Source organism: Mycobacterium sp. IS-1556 (assembly GCF_001499985.1).
Lineage (GTDB): Bacteria > Actinomycetota > Actinomycetes > Mycobacteriales > Mycobacteriaceae > Mycobacterium.
Window position 1 is genome coordinate 81,841 of record NZ_LQIM01000001.1, and the last position, 25,963, is coordinate 107,803.

Sequence of the window (25,963 nt, forward strand, 5' to 3'; positions counted from 1 at the left end):
TCCACGGCAATTGAGACCGACGACACCGGGCAATGTCATCGGCGGTCATTGCCGCCGGAGACTATGTCGCCGTAGTTGTCGTGCAGGCGCCACCATTCATACGGGGGACCCTGCGGTCTGCCTGGCGGGACATCCTGCCAATCTTCTTGTCGGCCGAGCGGTGTGATGTCGAGGAACGACCAGACCGGACCGATCTCCTCGATGCCGCGCCCGTTGATGAAATAGGTGCGGAAGACGCGATCGCGGTCGCGGATGAAGACGTTGAGCCCGAACATCTCCGCGACACCGAAGTCCTGAGAGAACTCGTCGCCGACAAGGGTGAAGAAGGGAATCTGCTCCCAACCCATCCGCGCTTGAAGCCCTCTGATGCGCTCCTGCGGGGCCGCGGTGACAAACACCAGACTCGTGTCACGGGCAGCCAGGTGCGCTGGATGGATCACGGTGTCGGCGAAAAGCGAGCAGCCCGAGCACGCCCCGTCCGGCCAGTTCTCAACATCAGGGGCATAGAAGAAGCGGTAGACGATCAGCTGACGCCGCCCGGCGAACAAGCCCAGGAGGTCGACTTCGCCGTCAGGCCCGACGAAGCGGTAGTCGTTGCGCACGGGGGTCATGGGTAGCCGCCGACGCTTTGCAGCGAGGCGATCCCGCGCCTTCATCAACGCCTTCTCTTCTTCCAACAGATCTTCACGGGCGGCCTGCCATTCGTCATGCGAGACGATTTCCGGCAGCGCGATTTCGTCCTGCTGCATCGATGGTGACGGAATGCCGGGACCTTCCTGCTTCGTCATGGTGTCGTCCATCCGTTCGCGATCCGTTCCGGCGCCCGATGCACTGCAACATGCCCGCTGTCCATACTCAGGTAGACCCGCCAAACCGGGCTAAGTCATCGGGGCACCAGCAGCCGCCAAATGGCTCACTTTCAAGATGCCTCGGAGCCATTCGCGTCTACTCGGCGTCTCCGTCGGCAGTCTCGTCGTCTCCGTCGTCGGGGATGAGGTAGCGCTGGGGGTGGTGGAAGTTGTTGACGCGGGCTTGGCCGGTGTCCAGTTGTGGTGGGGGCAGCCATTCGGTGCGGCCGTCTTTGCGTTTTCGGGTGCGCCACCCGCCGGGTTTGACCCGCCGATTGTCGGGCCCACAGGCCAACGTCAGATCGGTGATATCTGTCTTACCGTCATCAGCCCAGTCCGCGACCGCGTGATGCACCTGGCAGTGATAGGCCGGCGCAGTACATCCCGGCCGGGTACAGCCGCGGTCTTTGGCGTAGAGCACCAGCCGTTGTCCGGGGGTGGCCAGGCGTTTGGCCCGCCCCAGATACAGCGGTTCTTCAGTGTGCTCGTCGAAGACCGCCAGATAGTGATAGGCCGCCGAGGCTTGACGGATCACCTCACTCATCGGCACCAAGCTGCCCCCGCCGGTGACGCCGTGACCGGTTCCGGATTGCAACTCCCGCAGCGTGGTGGTGATGACCATCGTGGCCGGCAACCCGTTATGGCTACCCAGCGTCCCCGACGCCAACAACGCCCGGCACATCGCACTCAACGCATCATGATTGCGCTGCCCGACCGTCCGCGTATCGGACGACACCGCTTCGGGTGAGGGTTCGCCGTCCACACACGGCTTCTCGTCGGCGGGGTTGTTCATCCCCGGCGCGGCCGCATTGGCGAGAACGGCTTCCAACGCCGCGCCGGTCGTCGGATCGAGCAACCCGCGCACTTCGCGCATCCCATCGGCGCGCTGGCGCCCCAACCGCAGCCAGCGCTGACGCGCGCGCTCCTCGTCGGAGAAATCCCCGTCCGGATGCAGATAGGCGGCCAGACGCTCACAGGCCTCGCGCAACTCCTCCGGGGTGAGCTTGGCAGCGATATCGGCCAGCTGCGCTTCGGCGGCCTCGCGCACGTCAAAGGGCACCGACACCGGTATCTGCTTGGCGAAGAACTTCCCAATGATGCGCACATGCTCGACACCGATCTGCCCGCGCGCCTGCGCAGCAGCAGTCCGGGCCAGCACCGGCTCCAACTGCTCCCCGGTCATCGCCCGCCGCGGCGCCAACTCGCGCGCCTGTCGCACCCGACGGTTCGCATCGGTCTTCGAGATCCGCAACAACACGGTCAATGCCGAGGCCACGCTAGGCGCACCCAACTCGGCGATCGGCGTGCGCTCGAGCTCGGCGACCAACCGGTGCCCCACCGCGGCCTGCGCGCGGGTGAACGTCTCCCACTGCGCGGCCACCGCGAACTGCTCGGCGGTGCTCAACGACTCGAACGACTCGGCCAGCAACCCGGTCAACTCGCGGCTCATCACCGCGATCCGCTCACCGATCCGTTCGAACGACATACCCGAACGCTAGTTCGAACCACTGACAACTCGGCTCTGTTTGTGACTGATGAAACCACTGTGGCACAAGGGATTACGCTGCCGCAGGGCTCGCTGCGACAATGGCGGGATGCACCTGCCCGTGATGCCTCCGGTGTCGCCGATGCTGGCCAAACCGGTCACGTCGATTCCCGCCGACGCCTCCTACGAACCGAAATGGGATGGCTTCCGGACCATCTGCTTTCGTGACGGCGACGAGGTCGAGTTGGGCAGTCGCAACGAGCGTCCGATGACCCGCTACTTCCCCGAGGTCGTCGACGCAGCCAAGGCTGAACTACCCGATCGCTGCGTCATCGACGGCGAGATCATCATCGCTACCGACCGCGGCCTGGATTTCGAGGCGCTTCAGCTACGCCTGCATCCCGCCGCCAGCCGGGTGCGCATGCTTGCCGAGCAGATCCCGGCATCGTTCATCGCGTTCGACCTGCTCGCGCTCGGCGATGACGACTACACCGGCCGGCCGTTCAGCGAGCGGCGCGCCGCGCTCATCGACGCGCTCACCGACGCCGGGCCGTCGTTCCACGTCACCCCGGCGACCACCGACCTGGCCACCGCCGAGCGCTGGTTCGACGAGTTCGAGGGCGCGGGCCTCGACGGCATCATCGCCAAGCCGTTGGAACTGACCTATCAGCCGGACAAGCGAGTGATGTTCAAGATCAAGCACGAACGCACCGCCGACTGTGTGGTCGCCGGCTACCGGGTGCACAAGTCCGGCGAGGATGCGATCGGTTCGCTGCTGCTCGGGCTGTACAAGGACGATGGAACGCTCGCATCCGTCGGCGTCATCGGCGCTTTCCCGATGGCCCGGCGCCGCGAGCTGTTCACCGAATTACAGCCGCTGGTAACGACATTCGCCGATCACCCATGGAACTGGGCCGCACACATGGCCGGCGACCGCACGCCCCGCCGCAACGAGGGTTCACGCTGGAACGCCGGCAAGGACCTGTCGTTCGTCCCGCTGCGACCCGAACTGGTCGTCGAGGTGCGCTACGACCACATGGAAGGCGAAAGATTCCGCCACACCGCACAATTCAATCGCTGGCGGCCCGACCGGGACCCTCGGTCGTGCACCTACGAACAACTCGAGCAACCTGTCACCTTCAAGCTCGGTGACATCGTCCCCGGGCTGGGCTGAGGAAGTACTTTCGTCGGAAGGCGTATCTTCGCGTCCCGAACGTGTGATGCTGCCTGCATGATGCTCACACGCGCGACGGCAGCAGCGGCCGCAATCGCCGGCGTCGCGATCGGATTGGCAAGCCCCGCATGGGCGGACGGACGCCTCGAGGGCAACTACCGATTCGTCAACGGCGCAACGTCCAACACGTGGGCGATCACCACGCAATGCAACCCCGAAGGCTTTTGCGCCGGGACGGTGTCGAGTTCCACAGGCATGATCGCCCATATCAGCCGGGCGGCCGACGGGCCGTGGATCGTCGAGCGCCACGACGTCCCGAACGGCTGGACGTGTCCCGACGGTAGTACCGGGCCGGGGGATCTGTCGTACGCGTTCGACCCCGCCAGCCTGGCGGGCACCGCCACCTACACGTCGAAACCCGGGGCCTGCAACGATCCCAACGCGAGCCGGCACGAGAACCCGATCAGCTTGCAGCCGCTGTAGTCAGCCGCGGCTGCCCTCGAGCTCGTAATCCAACTGCGGCGGCGCTTCGGGCGTGCCGGGTATCTCGGTGCCGTTGATCGGGCACCGCGCGGTCTCCGGCATTTTGAGCAGTGCGATCGCGCCGACGACGCAGGCGGCCATCATGTAGTACGCCGGCACGAGGTTGTGGCCCGTCGCGTTGACCAGCCAGTCGTTGACCGCCGGCGCGGTACCACCGAAGATCGCGGTCGACACGTTGTACGCGATCGCGAAACCGGCATAGCGCACCTGCGTCGGGAACATCGCCGGGAAGGTGGCCGAGATCGTCGCCAGCTGCGGAACGTAGAGCAACCCCAGCACGGCGAAGCCGATGACGGCTCCGACCGCGCCGGTCGACATCAGCATGAACATCGGGATACCCGCGACGAACAGCCCGATAAGGGAGACCCACCAGATCGGCTTGCGCCCGATCCTGTCCGACGCCAGGCCGGCGAACGGCAGGAACACCATCATCGAGAGCATGCCGATGATCGGGACGACCAACGACATGTCGGTGGACAGGCCGATCGACTGCTCCAGATAGGTGGGCATGTAGGTGAGCAGCGTGTAGTTGACGACGTTGAGCGCGACGACCAGACCGCCCAGCCGCAGGATCGGGCCCCAGTATTGGACCAGGAGATCCTTGAACTCGCCGCCGACGTCGCGCTCTCGTTCGCCCGACTTCGCCAACTCCTTGAACACCGGCGTCTCGTCCAGTCTGGTGCGCAGATACAGCCCGATCAGGCCGAGCGGCGCGGCGAGCAGAAACGGCAGCCGCCAGCCCCATACGTTCATCTGGTCGTCGGTGAGCACCAGCGAGAATCCGAGCATGAACAGCGCGCCCACCGAGAAGCCCGACAAGGTGCCGAATTCGAGGAAACTGCCGAGCATTCCCCGACGACGGGTCGGCGCGTATTCCGCCATGAAGGTCGCGGCCCCGCCGTACTCTCCACCGGTGGAGAAGCCCTGGATCATCCGCAAGATCACCATGAGCGCGGGGGCCCAGAGCCCGATCACGGCATAGCTGGGAACGAGCCCGACGCACAGCGTTGCGCCGGCCATCACCAGGATCGTGATGGCGAGGACCCGCCGTCGACCGAGTCGGTCGCCGAGCGGCCCCCAGACGAATCCGCCGAGCGGCCGGACCAGGAACGAGACGGCGAACGTCATCAGCGCCAGCAGCGTCGCCGTGGCTCCGTCGCCCGGAAAGATGGCCGCGGAGATGTAGGAGACGCCGTAGGCGTAGAGGCCGTAGTCGAACCACTCGGTGAAGTTGCCGACGGCCGACGCCGCGATGGCTTTTTTCACCTGGCCCGGCGGCGACTCCTGCTCGGGCTCGTGCTGCGGGTTGCTGGAGCCTTCGGGGTGCACGCGCGTGCCTCCTCGCGTCCGTCGGGCACGGCCCCCGGGACGCCTAGGCACGGCGAGCGCCGGCGGAGGGCCGTGTTTCTCGGTGCACGAGCAAAGTACCAGCGCTTCAGGCGAGTACCCCGGATCGCCTCGCGGCAGGCGCCGTTGATCGACGGCATGCGCCGAATGGCTAGATTTCGGTGGTGAGCGCTGGCAGGTTCGCCCCGAGCCCCTCTGCCGACCTGCACATCGGCAACCTGCGCACCGCGGTCCTCGCGTGGTTGTTCGCCCGGTCCTCCGGCCGCCGGTTCCTGATCCGCGTCGACGACCTCGACGACCGCACCTCGACCGAGATCGGCCGGCGGCAACTCGCCGACCTCGCCGCGATCGGGTTGACGTGGGACGCCGTCGAGTGGCAGTCCGAGCAGCCCGACCGCTACTCCTCGGCGATCGAGGAGCTGACGAGCCGCGGACTGCTGTACGAATGCTATTGCAGCCGAAGGGATATCGCGCAAGCGCCGCGGGCACCGCATGCACCCCAGGGCGCCTACCCGGGAACCTGCCGCGACCTCACCGACGCCGAGCGCGCGGCGCGCCGGGACGAGATCGGACGGGCGCCCGCGTTACGGCTGCGCACCGACGCGATCGTGCACACCATCCACGACCTGTTGCACGGCGACTACACCGGCATCGTCGACGATTTCGTGGTCCGCCGGGGCGATGGCGTGCCCGCGTACAACCTCGCGGTCGTCGTCGACGACGCGGCACAGGGCATCGACCAGGTGGTGCGCGGCGACGACCTCCTACCTTCCTCGCCGCGCCAGGCGTACCTGGCGCGGATGCTCGGATTTCCGGAGCCGACGTACGCCCACGTCGCGCTGGTGCTCAACGAGGACGGCGCCCGGCTGGCCAAGCGCGACGGCGCCGTGACCCTCGCCGAGATCGGCGTCCAGCGCGCGCTCGCGCAGATCAGCGCGTCGTTGGGCTGGCAGGCCCGCGACCTCGAGGGCATGCTGGCCGATTTCGACCCGGCCGAACTGCCCCGCCGGCCATGGATCTACCCGGTCACTTGACCGGCGCGAGCGACCGTGTTTGCACCGCCATCGGCGGCGCGTCGTTGTACAAGCGCGGTCGCTCGCGGGGTTTAGGGGTCACTCGCGCCGACTAAATGACGGGTGAGCGGCCCTTCGCAGCGCGCTCGGCAGCCGCAAGCAGGTCGTCGCGGAACAGCGGATGTGCGATCGCGGCGAGCGCCTCACCGCGTTCGCGGACCGTCTTGCCCTCCAATTCGGCAGCGCCGTACTCGGTGACGATCACGTCGACGTGGTGTCGCGGTGTCGTGATCACCGCGCCCGGACCGAACCACGGCACGATCCGCGACTGCGGTTCGCCGTCCTTCTCGAACGTCGAAGGCAGGCAGATCAGCGAGCGGTCCGACAGCTCGAGACCTGCACCGGCGACGAAGTCCTCGGCGCCGCCGACTCCGCTGAACTGGTTGCCGCCGATCGTGTCGGCGACGACCTGGCCCTGAATGTCGATCGCGAGCGCACCGTTGATCGACACCATGTCGTTGTTGGCCCCGATCACACCGGGCGCGTTGACGATCTCCACGGGCAGGAATGCGACGTCGCGGTTGCCGTCGAGCCAGGCGTACAGTTCCGCCGACCCGAATGCGAACGTCGTCACGCTGACACCGTCGTAGATGCCCTTGCCGGTGTTGGTGACCTTGCCCGCGCGATGCAGTTTCATGCAGCCGTCGGTGAACATCTCGCTGTGCAAACCGTATTCGCCACCGTCGCCCTCGGCCAGCAGGGTCGCGATCTGGCTGGGAATCGAACCGATACCGGTCTGCAGGGTCGCACCGGAGGTGATGAACTCGACCGCGTGGCGCGCGATCGCCGTGTCGGCCTCGGTGGGCGCCGCGTCACCGCCCGGTAGTGCAAGCGGCGCATCGGTCGATTGCACGAGGATGTCGATCTCGTCGACGTGCAGCGCGTGCCGGTGGTCATCGAGCCCGAATGTCCGCGGGTAGGCGGTTGACACCTCGACGATCAGCAGCCGCTCGGGATCGCTTCCGGCACGGCGCAATTCGTTGACCGTGCCGCCCGCGTGCAGGGACAACGAGCACCACCCGTCGGCGTCGGGCGGGGCGGCGACGGTCGTCATCACGCGCGGCGACTGTTGCTCGAGCAGCGGCCCGAACCGGCGGAAGTCCGCGGGTGCGAACTCGACATTGGCACCCGCGTCCCGCAGGGCCCGCTCGAGCGGACCGAAGAACCCCGACAGGTAATGGACGCCCGGACGGGCGAACAGCTCCGTACCGACCGCGAGCAACGCGCCGTACACCCCCAGATCCGTCCAGTCCTCGCGCTCACCGAGCGCCCGCAGGACCGCCGGCGGCTGGCCGGGTCCGAGCGGTATCCCCAGGGCGTCGTCGGTCGCGAGCCGCGCGGCGGCCTGCTCGGCGGTGAGCTCGGTTGGCATGGCGTGAAACTACCGCGTGCGCGTCGAGTAGTACCGGCCCAGCACGTCGGCGCGCAGCTCCTCGAACTCGCCCGCGTCGATCGCCGCGCGCATCCGGTCGACGAGGCGCACCACGAACCGCTCGTTGTGGATGGTGCACAGCGTCGCCGAGAGGATCTCCTTGGCCTTGAACAGGTGATGCAGATAAGCCCTGGTGTAGTGGGCGCAGGTGTAGCAGTCGCAGTCCGCGTCGATCGGTGTGAAGTCGCGCCGGAACCGTGCGTTGGTGATGTTGAAGCGGCCGGTGGTCGAGTAGAGCGCGGCGTTGCGCGCGACGCGCGACGGCGATACGCAGTCGAACGTGTCGGCGCCGGCGGCCACCGCGTCGAACAGGTCGTCGGGCTCGCTGATGCCCAACAGATGGCGCGGCTTGTCGACGGGCAGTTCCTCGCAGACCCAGCCGACGATGGTGGCCAGGTTCTGCTTCTCCAGTGCCCCGCCGATGCCGTAGCCGTCGAACCCGATCGACACCAGCCCGCGGGTCGCCTGCCGGCGCAGGTCTTCGTACTGCGCGCCCTGCACCACACCGAACAGCGCCTGCCGCGGCCTGTCCGGGCGAAGGGTCGACAGCCGCTCATGTTCGGCCAGGCAGCGCACCGCCCACTCGTGGGTGCGCTGCACCGACCGCTCCTGGTAGCCGCGGGTGTTGACCAGCGTGGTCAGTTCGTCGAACGCGAAGATGATGTCGGCGCCGAGTTGATGCTGGATGCCGATCGACACTTCGGGGGTGAACCGGTGGGTCGAGCCGTCGAGATGCGACCGGAACGTCACCCCGTCGTCGTCGACGTTGGCCAACCGCTCCTTGCCCTCGGCGATGATGTCGTCGGCCTGCACGCGTTCGGTATCCATCGCCAGCACCTTGCGGAACCCGGCGCCCAGCGACAGCACCTGGAACCCGCCGCTGTCGGTGAACGTCGGCCCCGACCAGTTCATGAACGCGCCCACCCCGCCGGCCTCGTCGACGATGTCCGCGCCGGGCTGCAGATAGAGGTGGTAGGCATTGGCCAGGATCGCCTGGGCACCAAGTTCTTTCATCATCTCGGGAAGCACCGCCTTGACGGTCGCCTGGGTGCCCACCGGAATGAACGCCGGGGTGTGGATCTCGCCGTGCGGGGTGCGGATGACGCCCGTGCGGCCGAAGCGTCCGGGCAATTCGGTCACCACGCTGAACGACGGTGCCGACGACTCTTGCGGAGCGGGAGAATTCGGCACGGCCACGCCGTAGATTCTGCACTGTGAGAAACCGGTGGTTCCCCACGTGCTGCGCAGCCGCGACCGTGCTGGTGATGGCCGGATGCTCGTCGGATCCGCCGGACTACCAACCGCCGGCCGGCCAACTCGTCGCGGGCACGGCGCAGGTGACGGTCAACGGCCACGACGCCGGCGTCACCGAGACAGTGCAGTGCGACACGACGGGGTGGCTCACCACCATCACCACCGGCGATCAGACGTCCGGGGTCACGGCGATGGTGTCGGCCGAAGACGAACTGGCCGCGGAGTCGGTCAGCATCAACAACGTCGGCGGCTTCACCGGTAGTTACAACGCCGGGGCGGGCGGCGCGGGAGCTGAGGCCGCTGAGGTTCAGATGACCGGCCGGACCTACGACATCTCGGGCACCGCCCACGGCTTCAAGACCGACTCGCCGAGCTTTCGCACTTCCGGCCCATTCCACATCCGGGTGTCCTGCTAACGGGGGCAAGATCAATTTTTCCGCGAAACCGCTGTTCGCAGGGGTGCCGCGAACCATACTGCTCTAGATGATCCGATCTTGACGGGTCACGACAACAAAAGGAGAACTGTGGTGAAGCGTGGTTTCCTGGTCGCGGTAGGCGGCGCGGCTCTCGTCATCGCCGGACTGTCCGGCTGTTCTTCCGACGACAAGAAGTCAGAGACGACGGGTGAGACGTCAACGGCCGCAGCAGCGGAAGGCAAGACCACCGTCACGATCGACGGCCAGGATCAGGCCGTAACGGGCACGGTCGTGTGCAGTTCGGTCGGCGGCAACACCAATATCGCGATCGGTGACGCGACCACCGGCATCGGCGCGGTGGTCAGCTCCGGCGACGAGCCCACCGTGCAGTCCGTCGGCCTGGGCAACGTCAACGGCGTGACGCTGGGCTACCAAAGCGGTACGGGCCAGGGCGACGCCAAGGTGGAGAAGGACGGCAACACCTACAAGATCAGCGGCACCGCGACGGGCGTCGACATGGCGAACCCGCTGCAGCCGGTCAACAAGCCGTTCGAGATCGAGGTCAGCTGCCCGTAGATAAAGCGTGCACGAAAGGCGGCGGCGTCCCGGACCGGGGCGCCGCCGTTCGTCATCCGGTGTAGCCGGCCGCCGACTGCCGCAGCTGCCAGATCTGCGCCGGACACAGCTCGTTGACGGCCTGGTTGATCAGGTAGGCGCCCTGGTAATAGTCGGCGGTGCGGAAGTCGGCCTTCACCTGATCGACGAGTTGGGCGTAACCCATCTTGGCTGCGACCCGGTCGCAGATGCTGTTTCCGTAGCCGATGGCCGCGTCCGCGTTCGGGAAGTTGTAGCCGGGTCGCACGTGCACGTTGACCAGATAGGCGACGACGTCGGCGCCGGCCGGCGGGGCGCAGACGAGAGCGCCGGCACCGGCAGCGGCGGCGGCCAAAGCAACGATGACGCGCTTCATGGCATATGAGCCTATTCCGTGCCCGCCGCCGGTGCGGGGCACATACGCTAACCCCATGAGGCTCATGGCTGCAGCTGCGCTGGCGTGCGGGTTCGTCGCCGCGCCGATGTTCACCGCCGCGAATGCGCCGGCGTCCCCGGGTTACTGCGACGGCGCGGATTGCGTCCCGTATATCGACCGGACTGCGGTGGAGGGCACGCACTGCGTGCAGAACACCCGCTACAACTTCGGGATCGACGCGTCGGGCAACACCCTCGCATGCAACTCGCGCAGCCGATGGATCGCATCACCACCGCTGGTCGGCATCCGGACCAATCGGCTGCCCTGCGGTGACGCGACCGGGGTGGCGCAGTCGCCGGACGGCGTTCCGCTGAGCTGCCTCGAAGGTGCCTGGACCCCGGACTACCGCGTGATGTTCTACGGCTGAGGCGCTCGAAAGGCGCCGGCGGCGAGGCCCCGTGATCGCCGTCTCGACGGTGCGCGAGGTGTGATCTAGGCCTCGCTACCGTTTCGAGATCGATCGCATATGCGTGGCATGCGTGAGGAATCGGGCCAAGCGGGGTACAACACGGGCGTGGTGATCGACGTGCGCCTGCGGCCGGCAGACCCGTTGCGTATCGAGGTACCGGCCACCGCGGATCGATTGGCACAGATCCGCCACCGACTGCTCGACTGGATGACCCCGATCGGAGTCCCCGATCCCGTCGTCGCCGATGTCGTGCTGGCGGTCAATGAGGCGGCCACCAACTGCGTCGAACATGCCTATCGGGATTGCGACGACGGCGTGATCGTCATCGACGCGACCGTCGAGGACGAGCGGATCATCGTCTGCGTCTCCGATCACGGTGCGTGGCGAACACCGAGCACCGAACCGACCACGCGCGGTCGCGGGCTGCCGATCATCCGGGCCGTCGGCGACGGGGTGGACGTCGCGGGTTCAGCGAGCGGCACCACCGTGCGGATCGACTTCGAGGTCACCGACGGGCGTCACGACTGGGGCAGCCGAACCACCTGAACGAAGAACTCGTCGATCTGCCGAACGGCGTTCATGAACTGGTCGAGGTCAACCGGTTTGGTGACGTAGGCGTTGGCGTGCAGCTTGTAGCTGCGCAGAATATCTTCCTCCGCCGACGATGTCGTGAGTACCACCACCGGGATGAGGCTCAGGTCCGCGTCGGACTTGATGGTCTCCAGCAGCTGCCTGCCGTCGTACTTCGGCAGGTTCAGATCGAGCAGGATCAGATCGGGGCGCGGCGCGTCGGCGAACTGGCCGCGTTGGTAGAGGAAGTCGAGCCCCTCCTCGCCATCGTGGGCGACGTGCAGCGTGTTCTTGATCTTGTTGTGCTCGAAGGCTTCCCGGGTGATCAGCTCATCTCCCGGATCGTCCTCGATCAGCAGAACGTCGATCGCTCGACCGTCCAATGTCATGCGGTTGATCCTTCCATATCGGCCTCGACGGGCTCGTCGACGACGCAGGGAATGGTGAAACGGAACCTGGTGCCGTCCGTGTAGGTGGTGTCGATCCAGATGCTGCCGCCGTGGTACTCGACGATCTTGCGGCACAGCGCAAGCCCTATACCCGTGCCGGAGTACGACGACTCGCGGCCGTGCAGGCGCTGAAAGATCACGAAGACCTTCTCCGTGAACTCGTCGGGGATCCCGATGCCATTGTCGGTGACGGTGAACACCCACGACCCGTCCTGCGCGTCCTCACCCGTCGCGCAGTCGATGACGATCCGCGGTACGACGCCCGGTCTGCGGAACTTCACCGCGTTACCGATCAGGTTCTGCCAGAGCATCGTCAGCAGGGTCGGGTCACCCTTGACCGAAGGTAGCGGCCGTCCGTTGTGGACCACCACCTCGGCGCCGGCCTCCTCGATCGTGGTGGCCAGGTTGTCCATCGCGTCGTCCAACACGGCTGAGAGGTCGACGTCGTCGTGCACCGAATGAAGCCTTCCGACGCGGGAGAACGTCAGCAGATCGTTGATCAGCACCTGCATCCGCTTGGCGCCGTCGACGGCGAACCGGATGTACTCGACGCCGCGCTCGTCCAACTTGTCGCCGTAGCGCTTCTCCAGCAGTTGACAGAACGACGCCACCTTGCGCAGCGGCTCCTGCAGGTCATGCGACGCGACATAGGCGAACTGCTCGAGTTCGGCATTGGATCGCTGCAGTTCGAGGGCCTGGTCGGCCAGCTGGGTCCGCGCCTGCCGCGCCGCTTCGAGTTCGTCGACGATGTGCTGCCGCATGTCCTCGACGTCCGCGGCGATGGACTGAATGTCGCGCGGACCCCCCACCGTGATCTTCTCGCCGAAGCTGCCTTCGGTGATCTTGCGGCAGGCCGCGGCGAGCGCTTCCAGCGGCCGGGTGACGGCGCTACGCACCAGCACCGCCAACGCGATCGCGGCCAAGAAGAATGTCGCCACAACCGTGATGAGCACGCTGTTCCGCCAGGTTTGCACCCGGGCGAGCTCATCGACGGCGTCCTGCCGGGCCTGGGTCAGATCGCGGTTCTGGGCTTCGAACAACGCTCGTAGGCTGTCGAATTCGGCATTGCCGCGCGCGGCCGTCTCGGCGTCCAGAACCTTCGGGGACCCCGGCGTCACCGACGCGAGAACCGGGTCCGCGAACGTCGAGCGCCACGCGGCAGCGGCCTCTTCGATCGCTTCGAGGTCGGCGAGCAACTCGGGCCGGTGGCCGATTCCGTCGCGGACCTGCTGCGCGGCGGCACGCTCGGCCTCCTGGCCGGCGTAATACGGTTCGAGGAACTGGCGGTCGGCGGCGATGGCGTATCCGCGAATCGCGGTCTCCTGGTCACGGAGAGCGGCCTGCAGCTGGTACGCCGCAACGCGGGCGGGTTGGATGCCGAGGTTGAGCTCACGCGAGACGTCGTCGGTCCGGTTCAGCAGCAGGGCACCGGCGATCGCACCGGCGATCACCACCACACCCATCATCGACAACACCAGGTTCTGCCAGCCCTGGACGGTGAGGCGTGATCTCATCCGGTCGTCGTCCGCTCCACCCGCACGACAGCGATGTCGTCGCTGATGCCGCCCACTGACTGCGCCCGACGCTCCACATCGTCGATCAGCGCGCTGACGAACTCGGCGCCGGGCAGATGCGCATAGCCGCGCGCGACTTCGAGCAGGCCCTTCTCGCCGAGGCGTTGGGTGCCCTCACCGGAGCGTCCCTCGAACAGCCCGTCGGTCAGCAACACCAGGCCGTACCCCGGCGGCAGCTCGAGGACGTTCAGCGGCCACTCGTGGCCATAGAGGCCGAGGGCGGGACCGACCTTCGGCTCCAGCCACTCCACGGTGTCTGGACCGTGCAGCAGCATGCCGGGATGGCCTGCCGACACCACGTTGAAGCTGAGGCTGTCGGTCGACATCGCGACGCTGATCACCGTCGCGAAGATGCTCGAACCCGGCCGTTCGGTGCTCAGAATCCGTTCGAGTTGTCGCATGCGTTCGTTGCCGCGCAACCCGGCGAACGTCAGAGCGCGCCAGCCGATGCGCAGCGTTACGCCCAGCGCGGCCTCGTCGGGGCCGTGCCCGGCCACGTCGCCGACCATGACGTGCACGGTGCGGTCCGGCGTCTGCACGAAGTCGTAGAAGTCACCGCCGAGCAGCGCATGCTGTCTGCTGGGCCGGTACTCGGCGACGATGTCGACGCCGGGCGAGTCAAGTAGCAGCGGAGACGGCAGCAGCCCACGCTCGAGGCGGGCGTTCTCCATGGCGCGCAGCTCGCTGGCGTGCAGTTCGACCGAGGTGAGCTCGGCGCGTTTGCGTTCCACCGCGTAGAGCAGCGCGCGGCGGAGCGTCTCGGGTTCGACTCGGCCCTTGACGAGGTAGTCCTGAGCGCCGGCGGCGACGGCGGAGATGCCGAAGTGCTCATCGTTGAGCCCCGTCAACACCACGATCGGCAAAGTGATGTCGCGCCTGGTGATCCGGTCGAGGGCCTTGATGCCGTTCGCGTCGGGCAGGTTCAAATCAAGCAGCACACAATCCGGCCGAGAGGTGTCCAACTGCCGTTCGGCGTCCTCCATCGAGGCCGCCCACGAGACATCGATTTCGACGGCGGCATCGGCGATCAACTCCTCGACCAGAATCGCGTCGCCGCGATCGTCCTCGACGAGGAGCACCGAAAAGGGGCGCACGGCAGCGCCGGCACCGGCCGAGGCGGACGGGCCTTGGTCATGAAGCGCACGCATATGTAACCAATTCTCTCGCGTTGGTCACCGCGGTCGCCTCGACCTCTGCTTCAGTGACGAAATCCGACAATAGTGCCTGAGTCGTTGTGGCGGTGGCGGAGGGATTTGAACCCTCGGACGGGGGTTACCCGTCACACGCTTTCGAGGCGTGCTCCTTAGGCCGCTCGGACACGCCACCGTGTGGCAGCTTACCGGGCACCCGCCCATCTACTCCAATCGCTGCCGGGCGAAGAACTCCTCCAGCGGTGCCGCGCACTGCTCGGCCAGCACCCCGCCGCGCACCTGGGCCCGATGCGTCAGCCGCCTGTCGCGCACCACATCCCACAGCGAGCCGACGGCTCCGGTCTTGGGCTCCCACGCGCCGAACACCACGCGCGCCACGCGCGCCATCACGAGCGCGCCCGCGCACATCGTGCAGGGCTCGACGGTGACCGCCAGCGTCGTACCCTCCAGCCGCCAGCCGTCCCCGAGCACCGCCACGGCCGCGCGGATCGCGAGGATCTCCGCGTGTGCGGTGGGGTCGCCCAACGCTTCTCGCGCGTTGGCGGCACGGGCCAGTTCGGTGCCGTCGGCGGACACGACGACCGCGCCGACGGGCACGTCGCGGGGTCCTGCGGCGGACGCAGCCTCGAGGGCGGCGCGGATCAGCGCCTCGTCGTCGATCAGGTTCACCGACCCAGACGATCCAGCACCGCCGACAGTTCGTCGGCGAATCCCATCTCCCGCGCGATCCTGCCCAATTGTTCGTCGGCGTAGAGATCGGATTCGTCGAGGATGACGCCGAGCACCGCCTCGGGCAGGCCGACGTCGGAAAGCAGGCCCAGGTCACCCTCCTCGAAGGGCTCGGCCTCCTCGAGTTCCTCGGGCTCGATGTCGGCGTCGAGCTTTTCCAGCGCCTCTGCGGCGATGTCGTAGTCCAGCGCTGCGGTCGCATCCGAGAGCAACAACCTAGCGCCCGACGGTGCGGGCCGCACGATCACAAAGAACTCATCGTCGATGTCGAGCAGCCCGAACACCGCTCCCGCACTGCGTATCTCGCGGAGCTCGGTCTCGGCGGCAGTCAGGCTGCTCAACGCCGCGCGGCGCAGCGGAGCGCAACGCCACTTGCCGTCCTCCCGGACGACCGCCACGCCGAAGCCGTCGGGGGTCTCGACGGACTGCTCCCGCGCCGGTGCACGCTGTGCTCCCATGTCGGCTTACGGTAGTCGCCGACCAGGCCCTTGACCAGGAAAAGGCACCAAGCCTGACGTCTGCCGACGGCTCTCGATGTGCCAACCTTGAAGGGTGACGAACACACCGGTTTGCGTGCTCGGTCTCGGGCTGATCGGGGGTTCGGTGATGCGTGCGGCGGCGGCCGCCGGGCGCGAGGTCTTCGGGTACAACCGGTCGCTGGAGGCCGTCCAGGCGGCGGTGGTCGACGGGTTCGACGCCAGCGAAGACCTCGATGCCACGCTCGGCCGCGCGGCGGCAGGCAATGCGCTGATCGTGCTGGCGGTGCCGGTGCCCGCGCTGGCCCAAATGCTCGGCCGTATCCGCGAAACGGCGCCGGGATGCCCCCTGACCGATGTGACCAGCGTGAAAACCGCTGTGCTGCAGGAAGTTCAGTCGTTCGGCCTGCTGGAGCGGTTCGTCGGAGGTCATCCGATGGCGGGCACGGCGCACTCCGGGTGGGCGGCCGGCGACGCCCGGTTGTTCGTCGGGGCGCCCTGGGTGATCAGCGTCGACGACCACGTCGACCCCGAGGTCTGGACCCTGGTGATGGACCTCGCGTTGGATTGCGGCGCAGTCGTCGTCCCGGCCCGATCCGATGAACACGACGCCGCCGCAGCGACGATCTCGCACCTGCCACACCTGCTGGCCGAGGCGCTCGCCGCGACCGCGGGAGAGGTGCCGCTGGCGTTCGCGCTCGCGGCGGGGTCGTTTCGCGACGGCACCCGGGTGGCAGCGACCGCACCGGATCTGGTGCGGGCGATGTGTGAGGCCAACGCCGACGAACTGCTGCCGGTCCTGGAACGCACGCTGAGCCTGCTTCACCATGCGCGCGACGCACTCGCCGAGCGCAAACCGTTGACCGACCTCGTCGAGACCGGCCACGCCGCCCGGATCCGCTACGACAGCTTCAGCAGGCCCGACATCGTCACGGTCGTCGTCGGGCAGGACAGGTGGCGCGAGGAACTCGCCGCCGCGGGCCGCGCCGGTGGGGTGATCAGATCCGCTCTGCCAGCCCTGGGTAGTCGAGGATGAACCCGTCGGAGTCCACTCTGATCGTCGTCTCGGCGACCGGCGAGTGCAGCTTGATGCCGTCCTCGGCGCTGCTGTAGCTGATCACCGCGGCTTCGACCGACATCTCCGGCAGTCGCACGTACACCACCGGACAGCTGATCGAATCCGAGCGTTGATAGAGCCGGGTCCGCCGGATCGGCAGCGCGTTGAAGAACGGGCTGAAGATCACGTCGACGTCGAGCGCACCGTCGTACGCAGCGCGCCGCGACTCCCCGGTGTGCTGCTGGACCAGCCACATGTTCTCTTCGTCGCGAGCGATCGACAGCTGCCGTTCCCGCTCGGCGAGAGTGACCGTCATGGAAAGCCGCTTGGTGCCGCCGGCCTCGTCGGTCACCAGATCGTAGGAGGCGGAGAACGCCGGGTGCGACGATGTCGCGGCGGCCACGATCCTGCCGTAGGCCTTGATGCGGTTACCCGACACGTGAAGCCGGACCGATTCCATCCGCGGTACGTCATGCGCCCGCCAGGTCAGGATCGCCGGCCATGACTTCTCGGAGCCACCTGCTTCACTCACCCCTATACCGTATGCGAAGGATCGCCCCGTTCGTAACGTGCTTGGACGGCGGTTTTCCCGGCGTTCTGTGATGTTGCGCGCGGGCGGGATTCGAGGACGACTTCGTCACTGAGCAGCGGCTGGGGCATGGGCGATCTCCTGAGCCGACCGGTCCCCGGCACCGAAACCCACACCGCGAACGCGAGCGCGGCGTCGAGGAGCAACGCCAGCGCCGTCACCATCAGCGCGCCGACCAACGCCAGTTGGAACTGCCGCACCTTGATGCCGTCGATGAGGTAGCGGCCCAGCCCGCCGAGGCTGGCGTACGCGGCAACCGTTGCGGTGGCCACGATCTGCAGTGTGGCGGTGCGCAACCCGCCGAGGATCAGCGGCAACGCGATCGGCGCCTCCACCCGCAGCAGGATGCGCCGCTCGGTCATACCCATCGCCCGCGCGGCGTCGACGACCGCGGGATCGACGTTGGCGATTCCCGCGTAGGTGCCTGCCAGCAGCGGCGGGATACCCAGCAACATCAGCGCGACCGTCGGCGGTATCAGGCCCAGCCCCCACAGCAGCACGCCGAGCAGCAGGACGCCGAGCGTCGGAAGCGCCCGCAACGCGTTGACCCCGGTGACGACGAGGAAGATCCCGCGGCCGGTGTGGCCGATGAGCATCCCGATCGGGACCGCGATGAGGGCCGAGAAGAACACCGCGACGACGGTGTACAGCAGGTGTTCGAGCAGGCGGGCGGTCAGCCCGGCCGGTCCGTCCCAGTTGGCCGCGGTGAAGGTGTAGGACAGCGCCTCGGCCAAGAAGCTCATCGGGCTCACGCGGAGACCGCCTTGACTCGACCGGTGCGCGAGGCGCGCGTCCAGGGTGTGAGCGCCTTGCCCGTCAGCATGATCAACGTGTCGATGAGGATCGCCAGCAGGAAGATCGCGATGATGCCCGCGACGATCTGATCGCTCTTGTTGGCCTGATAACCCTCGGTGAACCAGGTGCCCAGCCCGCCGATGCCGATCACCGAGCCCACCGACACCATCGAGATGTTGGTGACGGCGACCACCCGCAGGCTGGCTGTCAGTACCGGAAGCGCCAGCGGCAGTTCGACTTTGACCATCCGGGTCAAGGGCCGGTAACCGACCGCGGTCGCGGCGTCGAGCACCGTCGGCGACACCGCGTCCAAGGCCTCGGGCACCGCTCGCACCAGCAGCGCGACGGTGTAGAGCGTCAGCGCGACGATCACGTTCGCCTCGTCGAGGATGCGCGTCGGGATGACCAGGGGCAGCACGACGAACAACGCCAGCGACGGAACCGTGAAGACGACGCTGGCGGTGATCGTGGTCAACCGTCGCAGCGTGGTGGTCCGCTGGACCGCGGCGCCCAACGGCACCGCGATGATCAGGCCGAGCACGATCGGGATCAGCGACAGCCGCAGATGGATCAGCGTCAACGCCCACAGGTCATCGAGGTGGGTGAGCAGGTAGCGCATGCGCTACCCCAACTCCGGCAGACGACGCTGCTTGTCGAGTGCGGCCAGCACGTCGTCGGCCTTCACCCCGCCGATCACCCGTCCGTGCTCGTCGACCGCGACGCCGAGGCCGCTCGGCGAGGACAGCGCCGCGTCGAGCGCATGCCGTAGCGTGCCGTCCGGCCGGAACAGCGATCCGCCGCCGATGGTGCTGTCGTGCAGCGAACTTCCGCTGCGGTGCAGCGCCACACCGTCGGCGTTGATCCACGCGTACGGCTTGCCGTTTCCCTTGGTGACCAGCGTCCACGCGCCCGGCTGTAGGCTCAGCCCGTCGACCTGATCCTCGGGGACGTGGTCGATGTCGTGCAGCGGCAGTCCGGTGGCGTGGAAGAACTGCAGGCCGCGGTAGCCGCGGTCGGCGCCGACGAACGCCGCCACCTCCTCGTCGGCCGGGTTGGACAGCACGAACGCCGGGTCGGCGTATTGGCGGAGCACGCCGCCGCGGCCGAACACCGCGACCTTGTCGCCGAGCTTGACCGCCTCGTCGATGTCGTGGGTGACGAACACGATGGTCTTGCGCAATTCACTTTGCAAGCGGGTGATTTCGGTCTGCAGGTCCTCGCGCACCACCGGGTCGACGGCGCTGAACGGCTCGTCCATCAACAGGATCGGCGGGTCCGCGGCCAGCGCCCGGGCCACCCCGACCCGCTGTTGCTGACCGCCCGAGAGCTGGGCGGGATAGCGGTCGGCAAGTTTGGTGTCCAGCCCCACCCGTTCCATCACCTGCAACGCGGATCGCCGTGCGCTGCGCCGTGATTGGCCGCGCAGCACCGGCACGGTGGCCACGTTGTCGACGACCCGCAGGTGCGGCATGAGCCCGGCGCTCTGGATCACGTAACCGATGCCCAGCCGTAGCTTGACCGGATCCACCTCGCTGACGTCCCGGCCGTCGACGGTCAGCGTGCCCGAGGTCGGCTCGATCATCCGGTTGATCATCCGCATCGAGGTGGTCTTGCCGCAGCCCGACGGACCGACGAAGACCGTCAGCGTGCCCTCGGGTACCTCCAAGGTGAGGTCGTCGACCGCGACGGTGCCGTCCGGGTAGCGCTTCGTGACGTCGGAGAACGTGATCATGGTTGTCTGTTCTTCGCGCAAGCGCTCATCAACTGCCCACCGGCTTGTCGAATCCGTTGTCGGTGATCCACTTTCGGGCCGCTTCGTCGGGGTCGACGCCCCGGTTGCCCTCCACCGAGGTGTTGAGCGCGATCAACGCCTCGGTGGTGAGTTTCGCGCTGACCGCGTCGAGCACCGTCTTGAGCTGAGTGGACTTCTTCTGCGACGCCACCAGCGGCACCACGTTGGCGGCGAGGAAGACGTTCTCGGGGTCCTCGAGGACGACGAGGTTGTTCTGCTCGATCGCCGGTGAGGTGCTGAAGATGTTCGCGGCGGTGACCGTCCCGCTGTTGAGGGCGTCGACGGTCGCCGGGCCCCCGCCGTCGCTGATCGCGACGAAGTTCGCGGGTGCGATGTCGAGGCCGTAGGCGTCTTTGAGCCCGACCAGGCCGGTGACGCGCGTCTGAAACTCCGACGGCGCACCGACTTTCACCTCGGCGGAATGCTCGGCCAAATCGCCGATGGTCTTGAGGTTCCACCGCTGCGCGGTCCCCTCGGTCACCGCGAGGGTGTCCTTGTCCTGTGCCGGCGACGGGTACAGGATCGACAGGTCGCCGGGAAGCACCTCGAACAGCGCCAGCAATACGTCGTCGGGGGTGGTGGCGGTGGTGTCCTCGTCGAAATATTGCAGCAGGTTGCCGGTGTACTCGGGGATCAGGTCGATGGAGTGATCCTGCACGGCAGGGATGTAGGTTTCGCGGCTGCCGATGCCGAACTGGCGGCGCACGGTGAAGTCGTTGGCCTCCAGCGCCTGGGCGTAGATTTCCGCGATGATCTTGGACTCCGTGAAGTCCGCCGACCCGACGGCGATCGTATTGAGGTCACCGGAGATCTCGCCGCCGCCGAGCGGGTTGGAGCTTCCGCAGGCCGACAGCATTCCCGCGACCAGGACGAGAACAACGAAAGGACGGTGCCGGCGTCGCGGGGCCGCGGACGAGGCTGTCATAGGCCCAAACTATCCATCGCACCGCAGCTCCACCCGGGTTTGTTTCAGCCCGAATCTCGCCGCGATTCTCCGAACTGGGTTTCCCGAGTGCCGGAACGGGCAAAGATGTGGGCATGACCAGCGATCCCGCTGAAGTGCCGCCGTCCGTCCCGTCGCCGGAGTCCTCGCGCGGGACACCACCCGATCCGACCGCGACCCCGGGTGACTACCTCGTCAAACCGGAGTCGGCGGTGAAGTTCACCCGCGCCGCGGCGCTGTGGTCGGCGTTGTTCGCAGGCTTCGTGATCCTGATCGTGTTGTTGGTGTTCATCATGCAGAACACCGACTCGACGACCATCAACTTCTTCGCGTGGGAGTGGCATTTGCCTGTCGGCGTGGCGATTCTGTTGGCCGCCGTGTGCGGCGGGTTGCTGACTGTCGCGGCAGGGACGGCCAGGATCGTTCAGCTGCGTCGCGCGGCCAAGAAGAACTTCAAGGGACTGGGTCCGCGGCCGTAGGCCTTTGGGCCTCGCTCGCACTGGTCTCACGCTCGGCGCGAGACCGCTTCGAGACCCGCGGCGATCAACGGCGCCACCGCATCGTCGACCATGGTGACGAACTCCGCGTCCGCGCCGCCCACCCGGCCGCGGTAGGCGATGCCCGCGGCGATGATCGCCAGCTTGAAGTACGCCAGCCCCATGTAGAAGTCCCAGTGGTCCAGCGGCTGACCGGATGCCACCGAATAGCGTTGCGCCAGTTCGTCGGCCGTCGGGATGAGCGGTGAGGCCCACGCCGCGTCGGCGTGCACGAGGTTGAACATCGGATGGCGGTAGACGCACATCAGCGCGGCGTCGCTGATCGGGTCGCCGAGGGTCGACATCTCCCAGTCCAGCACCGCCAGCACCTTGGCGGGGTCGGTGGCGTCGAGCATCGTGTTGTCGATGCGATAGTCGCCGTGCACGATCGCGCTGCGGCGCTGCGGCGGGATCGCCTCGCCCAGCGCCGAGTGCAGCCGCTTGACGTCGTCGTCGCGTTCGTCCCCGCCATCGATGTCGCGGCGCACCAGCTCCCACTGGCCACCCCAGCGCTTGACCTGTCGTTCGAGGTATCCGGTGGGCTTGCCGAAGTCTCCGAGGCCGACCTCTTCGGGGTCCAGCGCGTGCAGGTCGGCGAGCACCTTGATCAGGGCGTCCACGCAGGCGTCGATCTCGTCCTTGCCGCCCAGCGCCTCGAGTTCGTTGGTGTGGCGGATGACGCGGCCCGGCACGTACTCGACCATCTGGAACGGCGCTCCCAGCACGGAGTCGTCGTTGCGCATGGTCACGGCGCGGGCGACGGGTACAGCGGTGTTCTGCAGAGCGGCGACGACCTTGTACTCGCGGGCCATGTCGTGCGCCGACGGCGTCAGCCCGTGCAGCGGTGGGCGGCGCAGCACCCACTTCGAGGCGTCGTCGGCGATCAGGAAGGTCAGGTTGGACCGGCCGCCGGAGATGAACTCGGCGCGTAGGTCACCCGACCGCGGGATGCCTTCCGAACGGAGGTGACGGTCCAGGGCGTCGAGGTCGAGCCCTTCCAGCCGGGCGGGCTCGGACGGGCGCGGCTCAGTGGTCACCGGACTTGTCTACCACTGCTGATTTCTCGGCAGCAGATCCCACACGTGCTCGGTCGCGTTGACCCCCGCCACGAAGAACGTCTCGCGCGACGACGACCACAGCAGCCGGGTGATGCCCGCGTAGTCGACCTGCACGCACAGCAGGCGCTCGGTGCCCATGACGTCGTGGACCAATGCGTTGATGACGCCGCCGTGGCTGAACAGCGCGACGGTGTCCTCCCGGTCGGCGGCCTTGACGATGTCGGCGACCCCGGCCTTGACGCGGGTGATGAACGCCGACTGGTCCACCCCGCTGGGCAGCTCGCCGTTGGCCAGGCGGCGCATGTCCTCCTCGGAGATCTCTTCGACCGGGGTGTAGTGCGACAGGTCGCGGTCGTACTCGGCGAGGCGGTCGTCGATGTCTATTTCGAGCCCCAACGCGTCGGCGACCGGCTGCGCCGTTTGGATCGCGCGCCGCTGCGGGCTGCTGACGAGCCGCGATATCGGGAACCGGGCGAGCGCATCGGGTAGGCGTTTGGCCTGTTCGACACCTTCTTCGGAGAGGTCGGGGTCGGAGCCCTGGCCGGGCTCGCTGCGCAGGGGCAGCGCGTGTCGGATGATGAGCAACTGCACCGTGACACCATATGGCGGTGTCTTCTCGCGGGTACGCCGACCAACTGTTCGACCTGACCGACCGCGTCGTGCTGATCACCGGCGGCAGCCGCGGGCTGGGCCGGGAGATGGCGTTCGCCGCCGCGCGCTGCGGCGCCGATGTGGTGATCGCCAGCCGCAAGTACGACTCCTGCGTGGCGACGGCCGAGGAGATCGCCGCGGCGACGGGTCGCGCCGCGCTCCCGTATCAGGTGCACGTCGGGCGGTGGGATGAGCTCGACGGATTGGTCGACGCGGCCTATGAACGGTTCGGCAAGGTCGACGTCCTGGTGAACAACGCCGGCATGTCACCGCTGTACGAGTCGCTGGCGTCGGTGCCGGAGAAGCTGTTCGATGCGGTGATCAACCTCAACCTGAAGGGCCCGTTCCGGTTGTCCGCCCTCGTCGGCGAACGGATGGTCGCCGACGGTGGCGGCTCGATCGTCAACGTCAGCTCGAGCGGTTCGCGCCGGCCCCGCCCTGAGCAGCTGCCGTACTCGGCGGCCAAGGCGGGCCTCAACGCGTTGACCGAGGGGCTCGCGCTGGCGTACGGCCCGACGGTGCGGGTCAACACGCTGATGCCCGGCCCGTTCCTCACCGACATCAGCAAGGCCTGGGACATTCCGGCGACGACGGCGGGCGCGCAGCATTTCGCTTTGAAGCGGCTCGGCGAGCCACCCGAGATCGTCGGCGCCGCACTGTATCTGATGTCGGATGCGTCGAGCTATACGTCGGGCTCGATCATCCGCGTCGACGGCGGAATTCCCTGAGTCGGGTGACGCCATATTCACCCCGGCATCGGCGTGTGGCTGGTTCACTGAGCCCATGCACGTACGTCGAGTGGTGACCGGACACGACCCGTCCGGAAAGTCCGTCTTCGTCAGCGACACTCACGTCGCGCCCATCGAGACCATGTTGATGCGGGGCTTCGAGAACCATCTGCTGTGGGGCGGCGACGAGCCCTGCCGATTCCCCGATGACGGCTCGATGCCGCAGTGGCGCAATTACTTCCCGCCCGTTGGCGGATTCCGGTTCGCGATGCTGACGCTGCCGCCGTCGCACACGGCCGAGGCGCCGGCCGGTCTCGACGTCGACGAGGCGATGGCCGAGATGGAGGAGAAGCTGCCCGGGATGCTGGGTTACATGGACTACACCGATCCGGGCATGCATACCACTCCCACCGTCGACTTCGAGGTGGTTCTCGACGGCACGGTGGTGCTCGAACTCGACGACGGCGCCGAGGTGACGTTGCACCCGGGTGACACGGTGGTACAGAACGGCACGCGGCACCGGTGGAAGAATCCGGGCGACAAGCCCGCCCGCATGGCCGTTTTCATCTGCGGCGCTGAGCACGCCGACGTGATCGTGCCCTAACTCTGGTGCTCGGCGAGCCACTGCTCCGCACGGCGGCGCGAGGCCCGCGACAACCACGCGTCCTGAATCAGTTCGGTCAGCTCCACCTTGCCGATCTCGGGTAACCTGCTGGCCCGCACCAGAACCGACGGGTGGCCCTCGAAGCGGTCGGTGGTGAAGAACGGCGAAGAGGGGTCCTGCACGAGCGCCAGCTTGTCCATTTCCGACTCCACCCAGATCATGATCACATCGGCGTAGCGTTCGCCCGTCTCGGGATCTTCGGCGTCGGGTTGCGGCGTGCGGAAGAACACGAACGACTTGCCCCCCACCTGGTAGATCGGGTTGCCCTTAGGACCCTCGATGCGTCTGGTGTGCGGCATCGACGCGGCAATCTCGTGCACGTCGGCCACCCGCGCCGGTCGGTCACGCATGGCGGTCCAAGGTGTGCAGGATGACGTCGGTCAGCGTGGCGTTATGCACCGTCGCCGTCATATAGGTGCAGTAGGGCTGGCGGCGACGGTCGGTGGGTGAGCCGGGATTGAGCAGGCGCAGACCGGTTTTCGCCGTCGTGTCCCACGGTATGTGACTGTGACCGAACACCAGGACGTCCGTGTCGGGGTACGCCTTGGCCATGCGGGCCTCGCGACCGGTCGCCGCACCGGTCTCGTGGACGACGGTGAACCGCAGCCCGCCGAGCGTCACGTCGGCGCGTTCGGGCAGTCGCCTTCGTAGTTCGGCGCCGTCGTTGTTGCCCCAGCATGCGACCAGTCGCGTGGCGCGGGCCTCCAGAGTGTCCAGCAGCGACGGCTCGACCCAGTCGCCGGCATGGACGACAACGTCGGCCTTGGCCACCTCGTCCCACACTCTGGCGGGCAGATCTCGGGCGCGCTTGGGGACATGGGTATCGGCGATGAGCAGCAGCCGCATACCGGCCAATCTAGTGGTGGCGACGCCGACGACGAACCTGAGCTTGTGTGCGAAGTCTGGCTGGAAGTCGAGCACTACTTCAGGTTCGGCGGCAAGAAAAAGCGCGCCCGAAGGGATTCGAACCCCTAACCTTCTGATCCGTAGTCAGATGCTCTATCCGTTGAGCTACGGGCGCCTGGTCAATCTTGAGTTGTGTGGCTGACGGGTCAGCCGCGGCGGAGGCGAGAGGATTTGAACCTCCGGTCGCCTTTGAGGGCGACAACTCATTAGCAGTGAGCCCCATTCGGCCGCTCTGGCACGCCTCCTCGACGATTACCGCCGATCCGACAGCGTACACATCGGC

Annotated in this window: 31 protein-coding genes and 3 tRNA genes; 11 read left to right on the forward strand and 23 right to left on the reverse strand. The window is 67.3% G+C overall.

All coding sequences use genetic code 11. From position 1 onward, the window contains the following. Nucleotides 1–35 precede the first annotated feature (35 nt). Both AU187_RS00390 and AU187_RS00395 read right to left on the reverse strand, forming a co-directional pair. Nucleotides 36–800 carry a DUF899 domain-containing protein gene (locus AU187_RS00390; RefSeq protein ID WP_231740443.1) on the reverse strand — a complete coding sequence of 255 codons (765 nt, stop codon included), beginning with the start codon at nt 798–800 and terminating at the stop codon, nt 36–38. Between the two features lie 145 nt (nt 801–945). Beyond that, the gene (locus AU187_RS00395) at nt 946–2,334 is read right to left on the reverse strand and encodes an HNH endonuclease signature motif containing protein (RefSeq protein WP_059101804.1); all 1,389 of its coding nucleotides are present in this window, start codon (nt 2,332–2,334) and stop codon (nt 946–948) included. Nucleotides 2,335–2,443: 109 nt separating this feature from the next. On the opposite strand from AU187_RS00395, the gene AU187_RS00400 reads away from it, so the two are divergent. Both AU187_RS00400 and AU187_RS00405 read left to right on the forward strand, forming a co-directional pair. Then, the gene (locus AU187_RS00400) at nt 2,444–3,508 is read left to right on the forward strand and encodes an ATP-dependent DNA ligase (protein ID WP_059101805.1); all 1,065 of its coding nucleotides are present in this window, start codon (nt 2,444–2,446) and stop codon (nt 3,506–3,508) included. Between the two features lie 57 nt (nt 3,509–3,565). Further along, a complete protein-coding gene (locus tag AU187_RS00405; protein WP_059101806.1) occupies nt 3,566–3,991 on the forward strand; it encodes a hypothetical protein in 426 nt (141 codons plus the stop codon). Here the strand turns inward: AU187_RS00405 and AU187_RS00410 are convergent, their stop codons facing one another. Further along, nucleotides 3,992–5,380 (reverse strand): MFS transporter, encoded by a 1,389-nt coding sequence (locus tag AU187_RS00410; protein WP_059101807.1) that lies wholly within the window; start codon nt 5,378–5,380, stop codon nt 3,992–3,994. Nucleotides 5,381–5,562: 182 nt separating this feature from the next. Between AU187_RS00410 and gluQRS the strand changes: the two genes are divergently transcribed. After that, nucleotides 5,563–6,432 (forward strand): tRNA glutamyl-Q(34) synthetase GluQRS, encoded by an 870-nt coding sequence (gene gluQRS / locus AU187_RS00415; RefSeq protein WP_082683813.1) that lies wholly within the window; start codon nt 5,563–5,565, stop codon nt 6,430–6,432. Between the two features lie 91 nt (nt 6,433–6,523). Here the strand turns inward: gluQRS and AU187_RS00420 are convergent, their stop codons facing one another. Both AU187_RS00420 and tgt read right to left on the reverse strand, forming a co-directional pair. Continuing rightward, the gene (locus tag AU187_RS00420) at nt 6,524–7,843 is read right to left on the reverse strand and encodes an acetyl-CoA hydrolase/transferase family protein (RefSeq protein WP_059101809.1); all 1,320 of its coding nucleotides are present in this window, start codon (nt 7,841–7,843) and stop codon (nt 6,524–6,526) included. 9 nt (nt 7,844–7,852) lie between these two features. After that, complete coding sequence (tgt, locus tag AU187_RS00425) at nt 7,853–9,100, reverse strand: tRNA guanosine(34) transglycosylase Tgt (RefSeq protein WP_082691730.1); 1,248 nt, start codon at nt 9,098–9,100, stop codon at nt 7,853–7,855. A 17-nt stretch (nt 9,101–9,117) separates the two neighbouring features. Here tgt and AU187_RS00430 point away from each other — a divergent pair, with 17 nt between their 5' ends. Together AU187_RS00430 and AU187_RS00435 are read left to right on the forward strand one after the other, a co-directional pair. Beyond that, entirely contained in the window at nt 9,118–9,573 is a 456-nt protein-coding gene (locus AU187_RS00430) for a lipoprotein LpqH (RefSeq protein ID WP_059101810.1), read from the forward strand. A 111-nt stretch (nt 9,574–9,684) separates the two neighbouring features. Beyond that, on the forward strand, nt 9,685–10,149 hold the full coding sequence (locus tag AU187_RS00435) for a lipoprotein LpqH (protein ID WP_059101870.1): 465 nt from the start codon (nt 9,685–9,687) through the stop codon (nt 10,147–10,149). Between the two features lie 52 nt (nt 10,150–10,201). Here the strand turns inward: AU187_RS00435 and AU187_RS00440 are convergent, their stop codons facing one another. Then, nucleotides 10,202–10,543: a DUF732 domain-containing protein gene (locus AU187_RS00440; RefSeq protein WP_059101811.1), complete on the reverse strand. Its 342-nt coding sequence runs from the start codon at nt 10,541–10,543 to the stop codon at nt 10,202–10,204. Nucleotides 10,544–10,598: 55 nt separating this feature from the next. Here AU187_RS00440 and AU187_RS00445 point away from each other — a divergent pair, with 55 nt between their 5' ends. Next, the gene (locus AU187_RS00445) at nt 10,599–10,970 is read left to right on the forward strand and encodes a hypothetical protein (RefSeq protein WP_059101812.1); all 372 of its coding nucleotides are present in this window, start codon (nt 10,599–10,601) and stop codon (nt 10,968–10,970) included. 108 nt (nt 10,971–11,078) lie between these two features. Then, nucleotides 11,079–11,558: an ATP-binding protein gene (locus AU187_RS00450; protein ID WP_156425454.1), complete on the forward strand. Its 480-nt coding sequence runs from the start codon at nt 11,079–11,081 to the stop codon at nt 11,556–11,558. On the opposite strand, the gene AU187_RS00455 is transcribed toward AU187_RS00450, so the two are convergent. The 6 genes from AU187_RS00455 to AU187_RS00480 form a co-directional block, all read right to left on the reverse strand. Next, nucleotides 11,531–11,971: a response regulator gene (locus AU187_RS00455; RefSeq protein WP_059101813.1), complete on the reverse strand. Its 441-nt coding sequence runs from the start codon at nt 11,969–11,971 to the stop codon at nt 11,531–11,533. The genes AU187_RS00450 and AU187_RS00455 overlap by 28 nt on opposite strands. Then, nucleotides 11,968–13,545, reverse strand: a complete 1,578-nt coding sequence (locus AU187_RS00460; protein ID WP_059101814.1) for a sensor histidine kinase — start codon at nt 13,543–13,545, stop codon at nt 11,968–11,970. Before AU187_RS00460 ends, AU187_RS00455 begins: the two co-directional genes overlap by 4 nt. Then, on the reverse strand, nt 13,542–14,753 hold the full coding sequence (locus AU187_RS00465) for a PP2C family protein-serine/threonine phosphatase (RefSeq protein WP_172800119.1): 1,212 nt from the start codon (nt 14,751–14,753) through the stop codon (nt 13,542–13,544). The genes AU187_RS00460 and AU187_RS00465 overlap by 4 nt, the downstream gene beginning before the upstream one ends. Before the next feature lie 87 nt (nt 14,754–14,840). Beyond that, a tRNA-Ser gene (locus tag AU187_RS00470) sits at nt 14,841–14,931 on the reverse strand. A gap of 29 nt (nt 14,932–14,960) precedes the next feature. Further along, nucleotides 14,961–15,419 (reverse strand): nucleoside deaminase, encoded by a 459-nt coding sequence (locus AU187_RS00475; RefSeq protein WP_156425460.1) that lies wholly within the window; start codon nt 15,417–15,419, stop codon nt 14,961–14,963. Nucleotides 15,420–15,421: 2 nt separating this feature from the next. Then, nucleotides 15,422–15,943, reverse strand: a complete 522-nt coding sequence (locus AU187_RS00480) for a tRNA adenosine deaminase-associated protein (RefSeq protein WP_059101815.1) — start codon at nt 15,941–15,943, stop codon at nt 15,422–15,424. Nucleotides 15,944–16,037: 94 nt separating this feature from the next. Here AU187_RS00480 and AU187_RS00485 point away from each other — a divergent pair, with 94 nt between their 5' ends. Continuing rightward, a complete protein-coding gene (locus AU187_RS00485) occupies nt 16,038–16,997 on the forward strand; it encodes a prephenate dehydrogenase (protein WP_172800120.1) in 960 nt (319 codons plus the stop codon). Here the strand turns inward: AU187_RS00485 and AU187_RS00490 are convergent. From AU187_RS00490 to AU187_RS00510, 5 genes are read right to left on the reverse strand one after another with little or no spacing between them, the layout of a single operon-like run. Further along, nucleotides 16,960–17,550, reverse strand: coding sequence for a putative glycolipid-binding domain-containing protein (locus tag AU187_RS00490; RefSeq protein WP_059101816.1), 591 nt, complete (start codon nt 17,548–17,550; stop codon nt 16,960–16,962). The two genes, AU187_RS00485 and AU187_RS00490, sit on opposite strands and share 38 nt — an antisense overlap. Before the next feature lie 2 nt (nt 17,551–17,552). Continuing rightward, nucleotides 17,553–18,350 (reverse strand): ABC transporter permease, encoded by a 798-nt coding sequence (locus AU187_RS00495; protein ID WP_059101817.1) that lies wholly within the window; start codon nt 18,348–18,350, stop codon nt 17,553–17,555. Nucleotides 18,351–18,355: 5 nt separating this feature from the next. Then, a complete protein-coding gene (locus tag AU187_RS00500) occupies nt 18,356–19,021 on the reverse strand; it encodes an ABC transporter permease (protein ID WP_059101818.1) in 666 nt (221 codons plus the stop codon). Between the two features lie 3 nt (nt 19,022–19,024). Next, the gene (locus AU187_RS00505; RefSeq protein WP_059101875.1) at nt 19,025–20,134 is read right to left on the reverse strand and encodes an ABC transporter ATP-binding protein; all 1,110 of its coding nucleotides are present in this window, start codon (nt 20,132–20,134) and stop codon (nt 19,025–19,027) included. A gap of 28 nt (nt 20,135–20,162) precedes the next feature. Beyond that, entirely contained in the window at nt 20,163–21,119 is a 957-nt protein-coding gene (locus AU187_RS00510) for an ABC transporter substrate-binding protein (protein WP_059101819.1), read from the reverse strand. Nucleotides 21,120–21,232: 113 nt separating this feature from the next. Here AU187_RS00510 and AU187_RS00515 point away from each other — a divergent pair, with 113 nt between their 5' ends. Further along, complete coding sequence (locus AU187_RS00515; protein ID WP_059101876.1) at nt 21,233–21,616, forward strand: LapA family protein; 384 nt, start codon at nt 21,233–21,235, stop codon at nt 21,614–21,616. A 26-nt stretch (nt 21,617–21,642) separates the two neighbouring features. On the opposite strand, the gene AU187_RS00520 is transcribed toward AU187_RS00515, so the two are convergent. Together AU187_RS00520 and AU187_RS00525 are read right to left on the reverse strand one after the other, a co-directional pair. Next, nucleotides 21,643–22,710, reverse strand: a complete 1,068-nt coding sequence (locus tag AU187_RS00520) for a phosphotransferase family protein (protein ID WP_059101820.1) — start codon at nt 22,708–22,710, stop codon at nt 21,643–21,645. A gap of 9 nt (nt 22,711–22,719) precedes the next feature. Next, nucleotides 22,720–23,322 (reverse strand): histidine phosphatase family protein, encoded by a 603-nt coding sequence (locus AU187_RS00525; RefSeq protein ID WP_059101821.1) that lies wholly within the window; start codon nt 23,320–23,322, stop codon nt 22,720–22,722. An 11-nt stretch (nt 23,323–23,333) separates the two neighbouring features. Here AU187_RS00525 and AU187_RS00530 point away from each other — a divergent pair, with 11 nt between their 5' ends. Next, a complete protein-coding gene (locus AU187_RS00530; RefSeq protein ID WP_059101822.1) occupies nt 23,334–24,110 on the forward strand; it encodes an SDR family NAD(P)-dependent oxidoreductase in 777 nt (258 codons plus the stop codon). A 55-nt stretch (nt 24,111–24,165) separates the two neighbouring features. Further along, nucleotides 24,166–24,714, forward strand: a complete 549-nt coding sequence (locus tag AU187_RS00535) for a cupin domain-containing protein (protein WP_059101823.1) — start codon at nt 24,166–24,168, stop codon at nt 24,712–24,714. Here AU187_RS00535 and AU187_RS00540 read toward each other — a convergent pair. The 4 genes from AU187_RS00540 to AU187_RS00555 all read right to left on the reverse strand — a co-directional run bounded on the left by AU187_RS00540 (nt 24,711) and on the right by AU187_RS00555 (nt 25,925). Further along, the gene (locus AU187_RS00540) at nt 24,711–25,124 is read right to left on the reverse strand and encodes an MmcQ/YjbR family DNA-binding protein (RefSeq protein ID WP_059101824.1); all 414 of its coding nucleotides are present in this window, start codon (nt 25,122–25,124) and stop codon (nt 24,711–24,713) included. The two genes, AU187_RS00535 and AU187_RS00540, sit on opposite strands and share 4 nt — an antisense overlap. Next, complete coding sequence (locus AU187_RS00545) at nt 25,117–25,620, reverse strand: metallophosphoesterase family protein (RefSeq protein WP_059101877.1); 504 nt, start codon at nt 25,618–25,620, stop codon at nt 25,117–25,119. The genes AU187_RS00540 and AU187_RS00545 overlap by 8 nt, the downstream gene beginning before the upstream one ends. A gap of 102 nt (nt 25,621–25,722) precedes the next feature. Beyond that, nucleotides 25,723–25,795: transfer RNA gene (locus tag AU187_RS00550), tRNA-Arg, on the reverse strand. Nucleotides 25,796–25,836: 41 nt separating this feature from the next. Beyond that, nucleotides 25,837–25,925 (reverse strand) — tRNA-Ser (locus AU187_RS00555). Nucleotides 25,926–25,963 lie beyond the last annotated feature (38 nt).

Excerpts from the sequence above, each read along its gene's own strand:
- AU187_RS00390 (WP_231740443.1), bottom strand. The coding sequence starts at position 800 with ATGGACGACACCATGACGAAGCAGGAAGGTCCCGGCATTCCGTCACCA.
- AU187_RS00395 (WP_059101804.1), bottom strand. The coding sequence starts at position 2,334 with ATGTCGTTCGAACGGATCGGTGAGCGGATCGCGGTGATGAGCCGCGAG.
- AU187_RS00400 (WP_059101805.1), top strand. The coding sequence starts at position 2,444 with ATGCACCTGCCCGTGATGCCTCCGGTGTCGCCGATGCTGGCCAAACCG.
- AU187_RS00405 (WP_059101806.1), top strand. The coding sequence starts at position 3,566 with ATGATGCTCACACGCGCGACGGCAGCAGCGGCCGCAATCGCCGGCGTC.
- AU187_RS00420 (WP_059101809.1), bottom strand. The coding sequence starts at position 7,843 with ATGCCAACCGAGCTCACCGCCGAGCAGGCCGCCGCGCGGCTCGCGACC.
- AU187_RS00440 (WP_059101811.1), bottom strand. The coding sequence starts at position 10,543 with ATGAAGCGCGTCATCGTTGCTTTGGCCGCCGCCGCTGCCGGTGCCGGC.
- AU187_RS00445 (WP_059101812.1), top strand. The coding sequence starts at position 10,599 with ATGAGGCTCATGGCTGCAGCTGCGCTGGCGTGCGGGTTCGTCGCCGCG.
- AU187_RS00450 (WP_156425454.1), top strand. The coding sequence starts at position 11,079 with ATGCGTGAGGAATCGGGCCAAGCGGGGTACAACACGGGCGTGGTGATC.
- AU187_RS00455 (WP_059101813.1), bottom strand. The coding sequence starts at position 11,971 with ATGACATTGGACGGTCGAGCGATCGACGTTCTGCTGATCGAGGACGAT.
- AU187_RS00460 (WP_059101814.1), bottom strand. The coding sequence starts at position 13,545 with ATGAGATCACGCCTCACCGTCCAGGGCTGGCAGAACCTGGTGTTGTCG.
- AU187_RS00465 (WP_172800119.1), bottom strand. The coding sequence starts at position 14,753 with ATGCGTGCGCTTCATGACCAAGGCCCGTCCGCCTCGGCCGGTGCCGGC.
- AU187_RS00480 (WP_059101815.1), bottom strand. The coding sequence starts at position 15,943 with ATGGGAGCACAGCGTGCACCGGCGCGGGAGCAGTCCGTCGAGACCCCC.
- AU187_RS00495 (WP_059101817.1), bottom strand. The coding sequence starts at position 18,350 with ATGAGCTTCTTGGCCGAGGCGCTGTCCTACACCTTCACCGCGGCCAAC.
- AU187_RS00500 (WP_059101818.1), bottom strand. The coding sequence starts at position 19,021 with ATGCGCTACCTGCTCACCCACCTCGATGACCTGTGGGCGTTGACGCTG.
- AU187_RS00505 (WP_059101875.1), bottom strand. The coding sequence starts at position 20,134 with ATGATCACGTTCTCCGACGTCACGAAGCGCTACCCGGACGGCACCGTC.
- AU187_RS00510 (WP_059101819.1), bottom strand. The coding sequence starts at position 21,119 with ATGACAGCCTCGTCCGCGGCCCCGCGACGCCGGCACCGTCCTTTCGTT.
- AU187_RS00515 (WP_059101876.1), top strand. The coding sequence starts at position 21,233 with ATGACCAGCGATCCCGCTGAAGTGCCGCCGTCCGTCCCGTCGCCGGAG.
- AU187_RS00530 (WP_059101822.1), top strand. The coding sequence starts at position 23,334 with ATGGCGGTGTCTTCTCGCGGGTACGCCGACCAACTGTTCGACCTGACC.
- AU187_RS00535 (WP_059101823.1), top strand. The coding sequence starts at position 24,166 with ATGCACGTACGTCGAGTGGTGACCGGACACGACCCGTCCGGAAAGTCC.
- AU187_RS00540 (WP_059101824.1), bottom strand. The coding sequence starts at position 25,124 with ATGCGTGACCGACCGGCGCGGGTGGCCGACGTGCACGAGATTGCCGCG.
- AU187_RS00545 (WP_059101877.1), bottom strand. The coding sequence starts at position 25,620 with ATGCGGCTGCTGCTCATCGCCGATACCCATGTCCCCAAGCGCGCCCGA.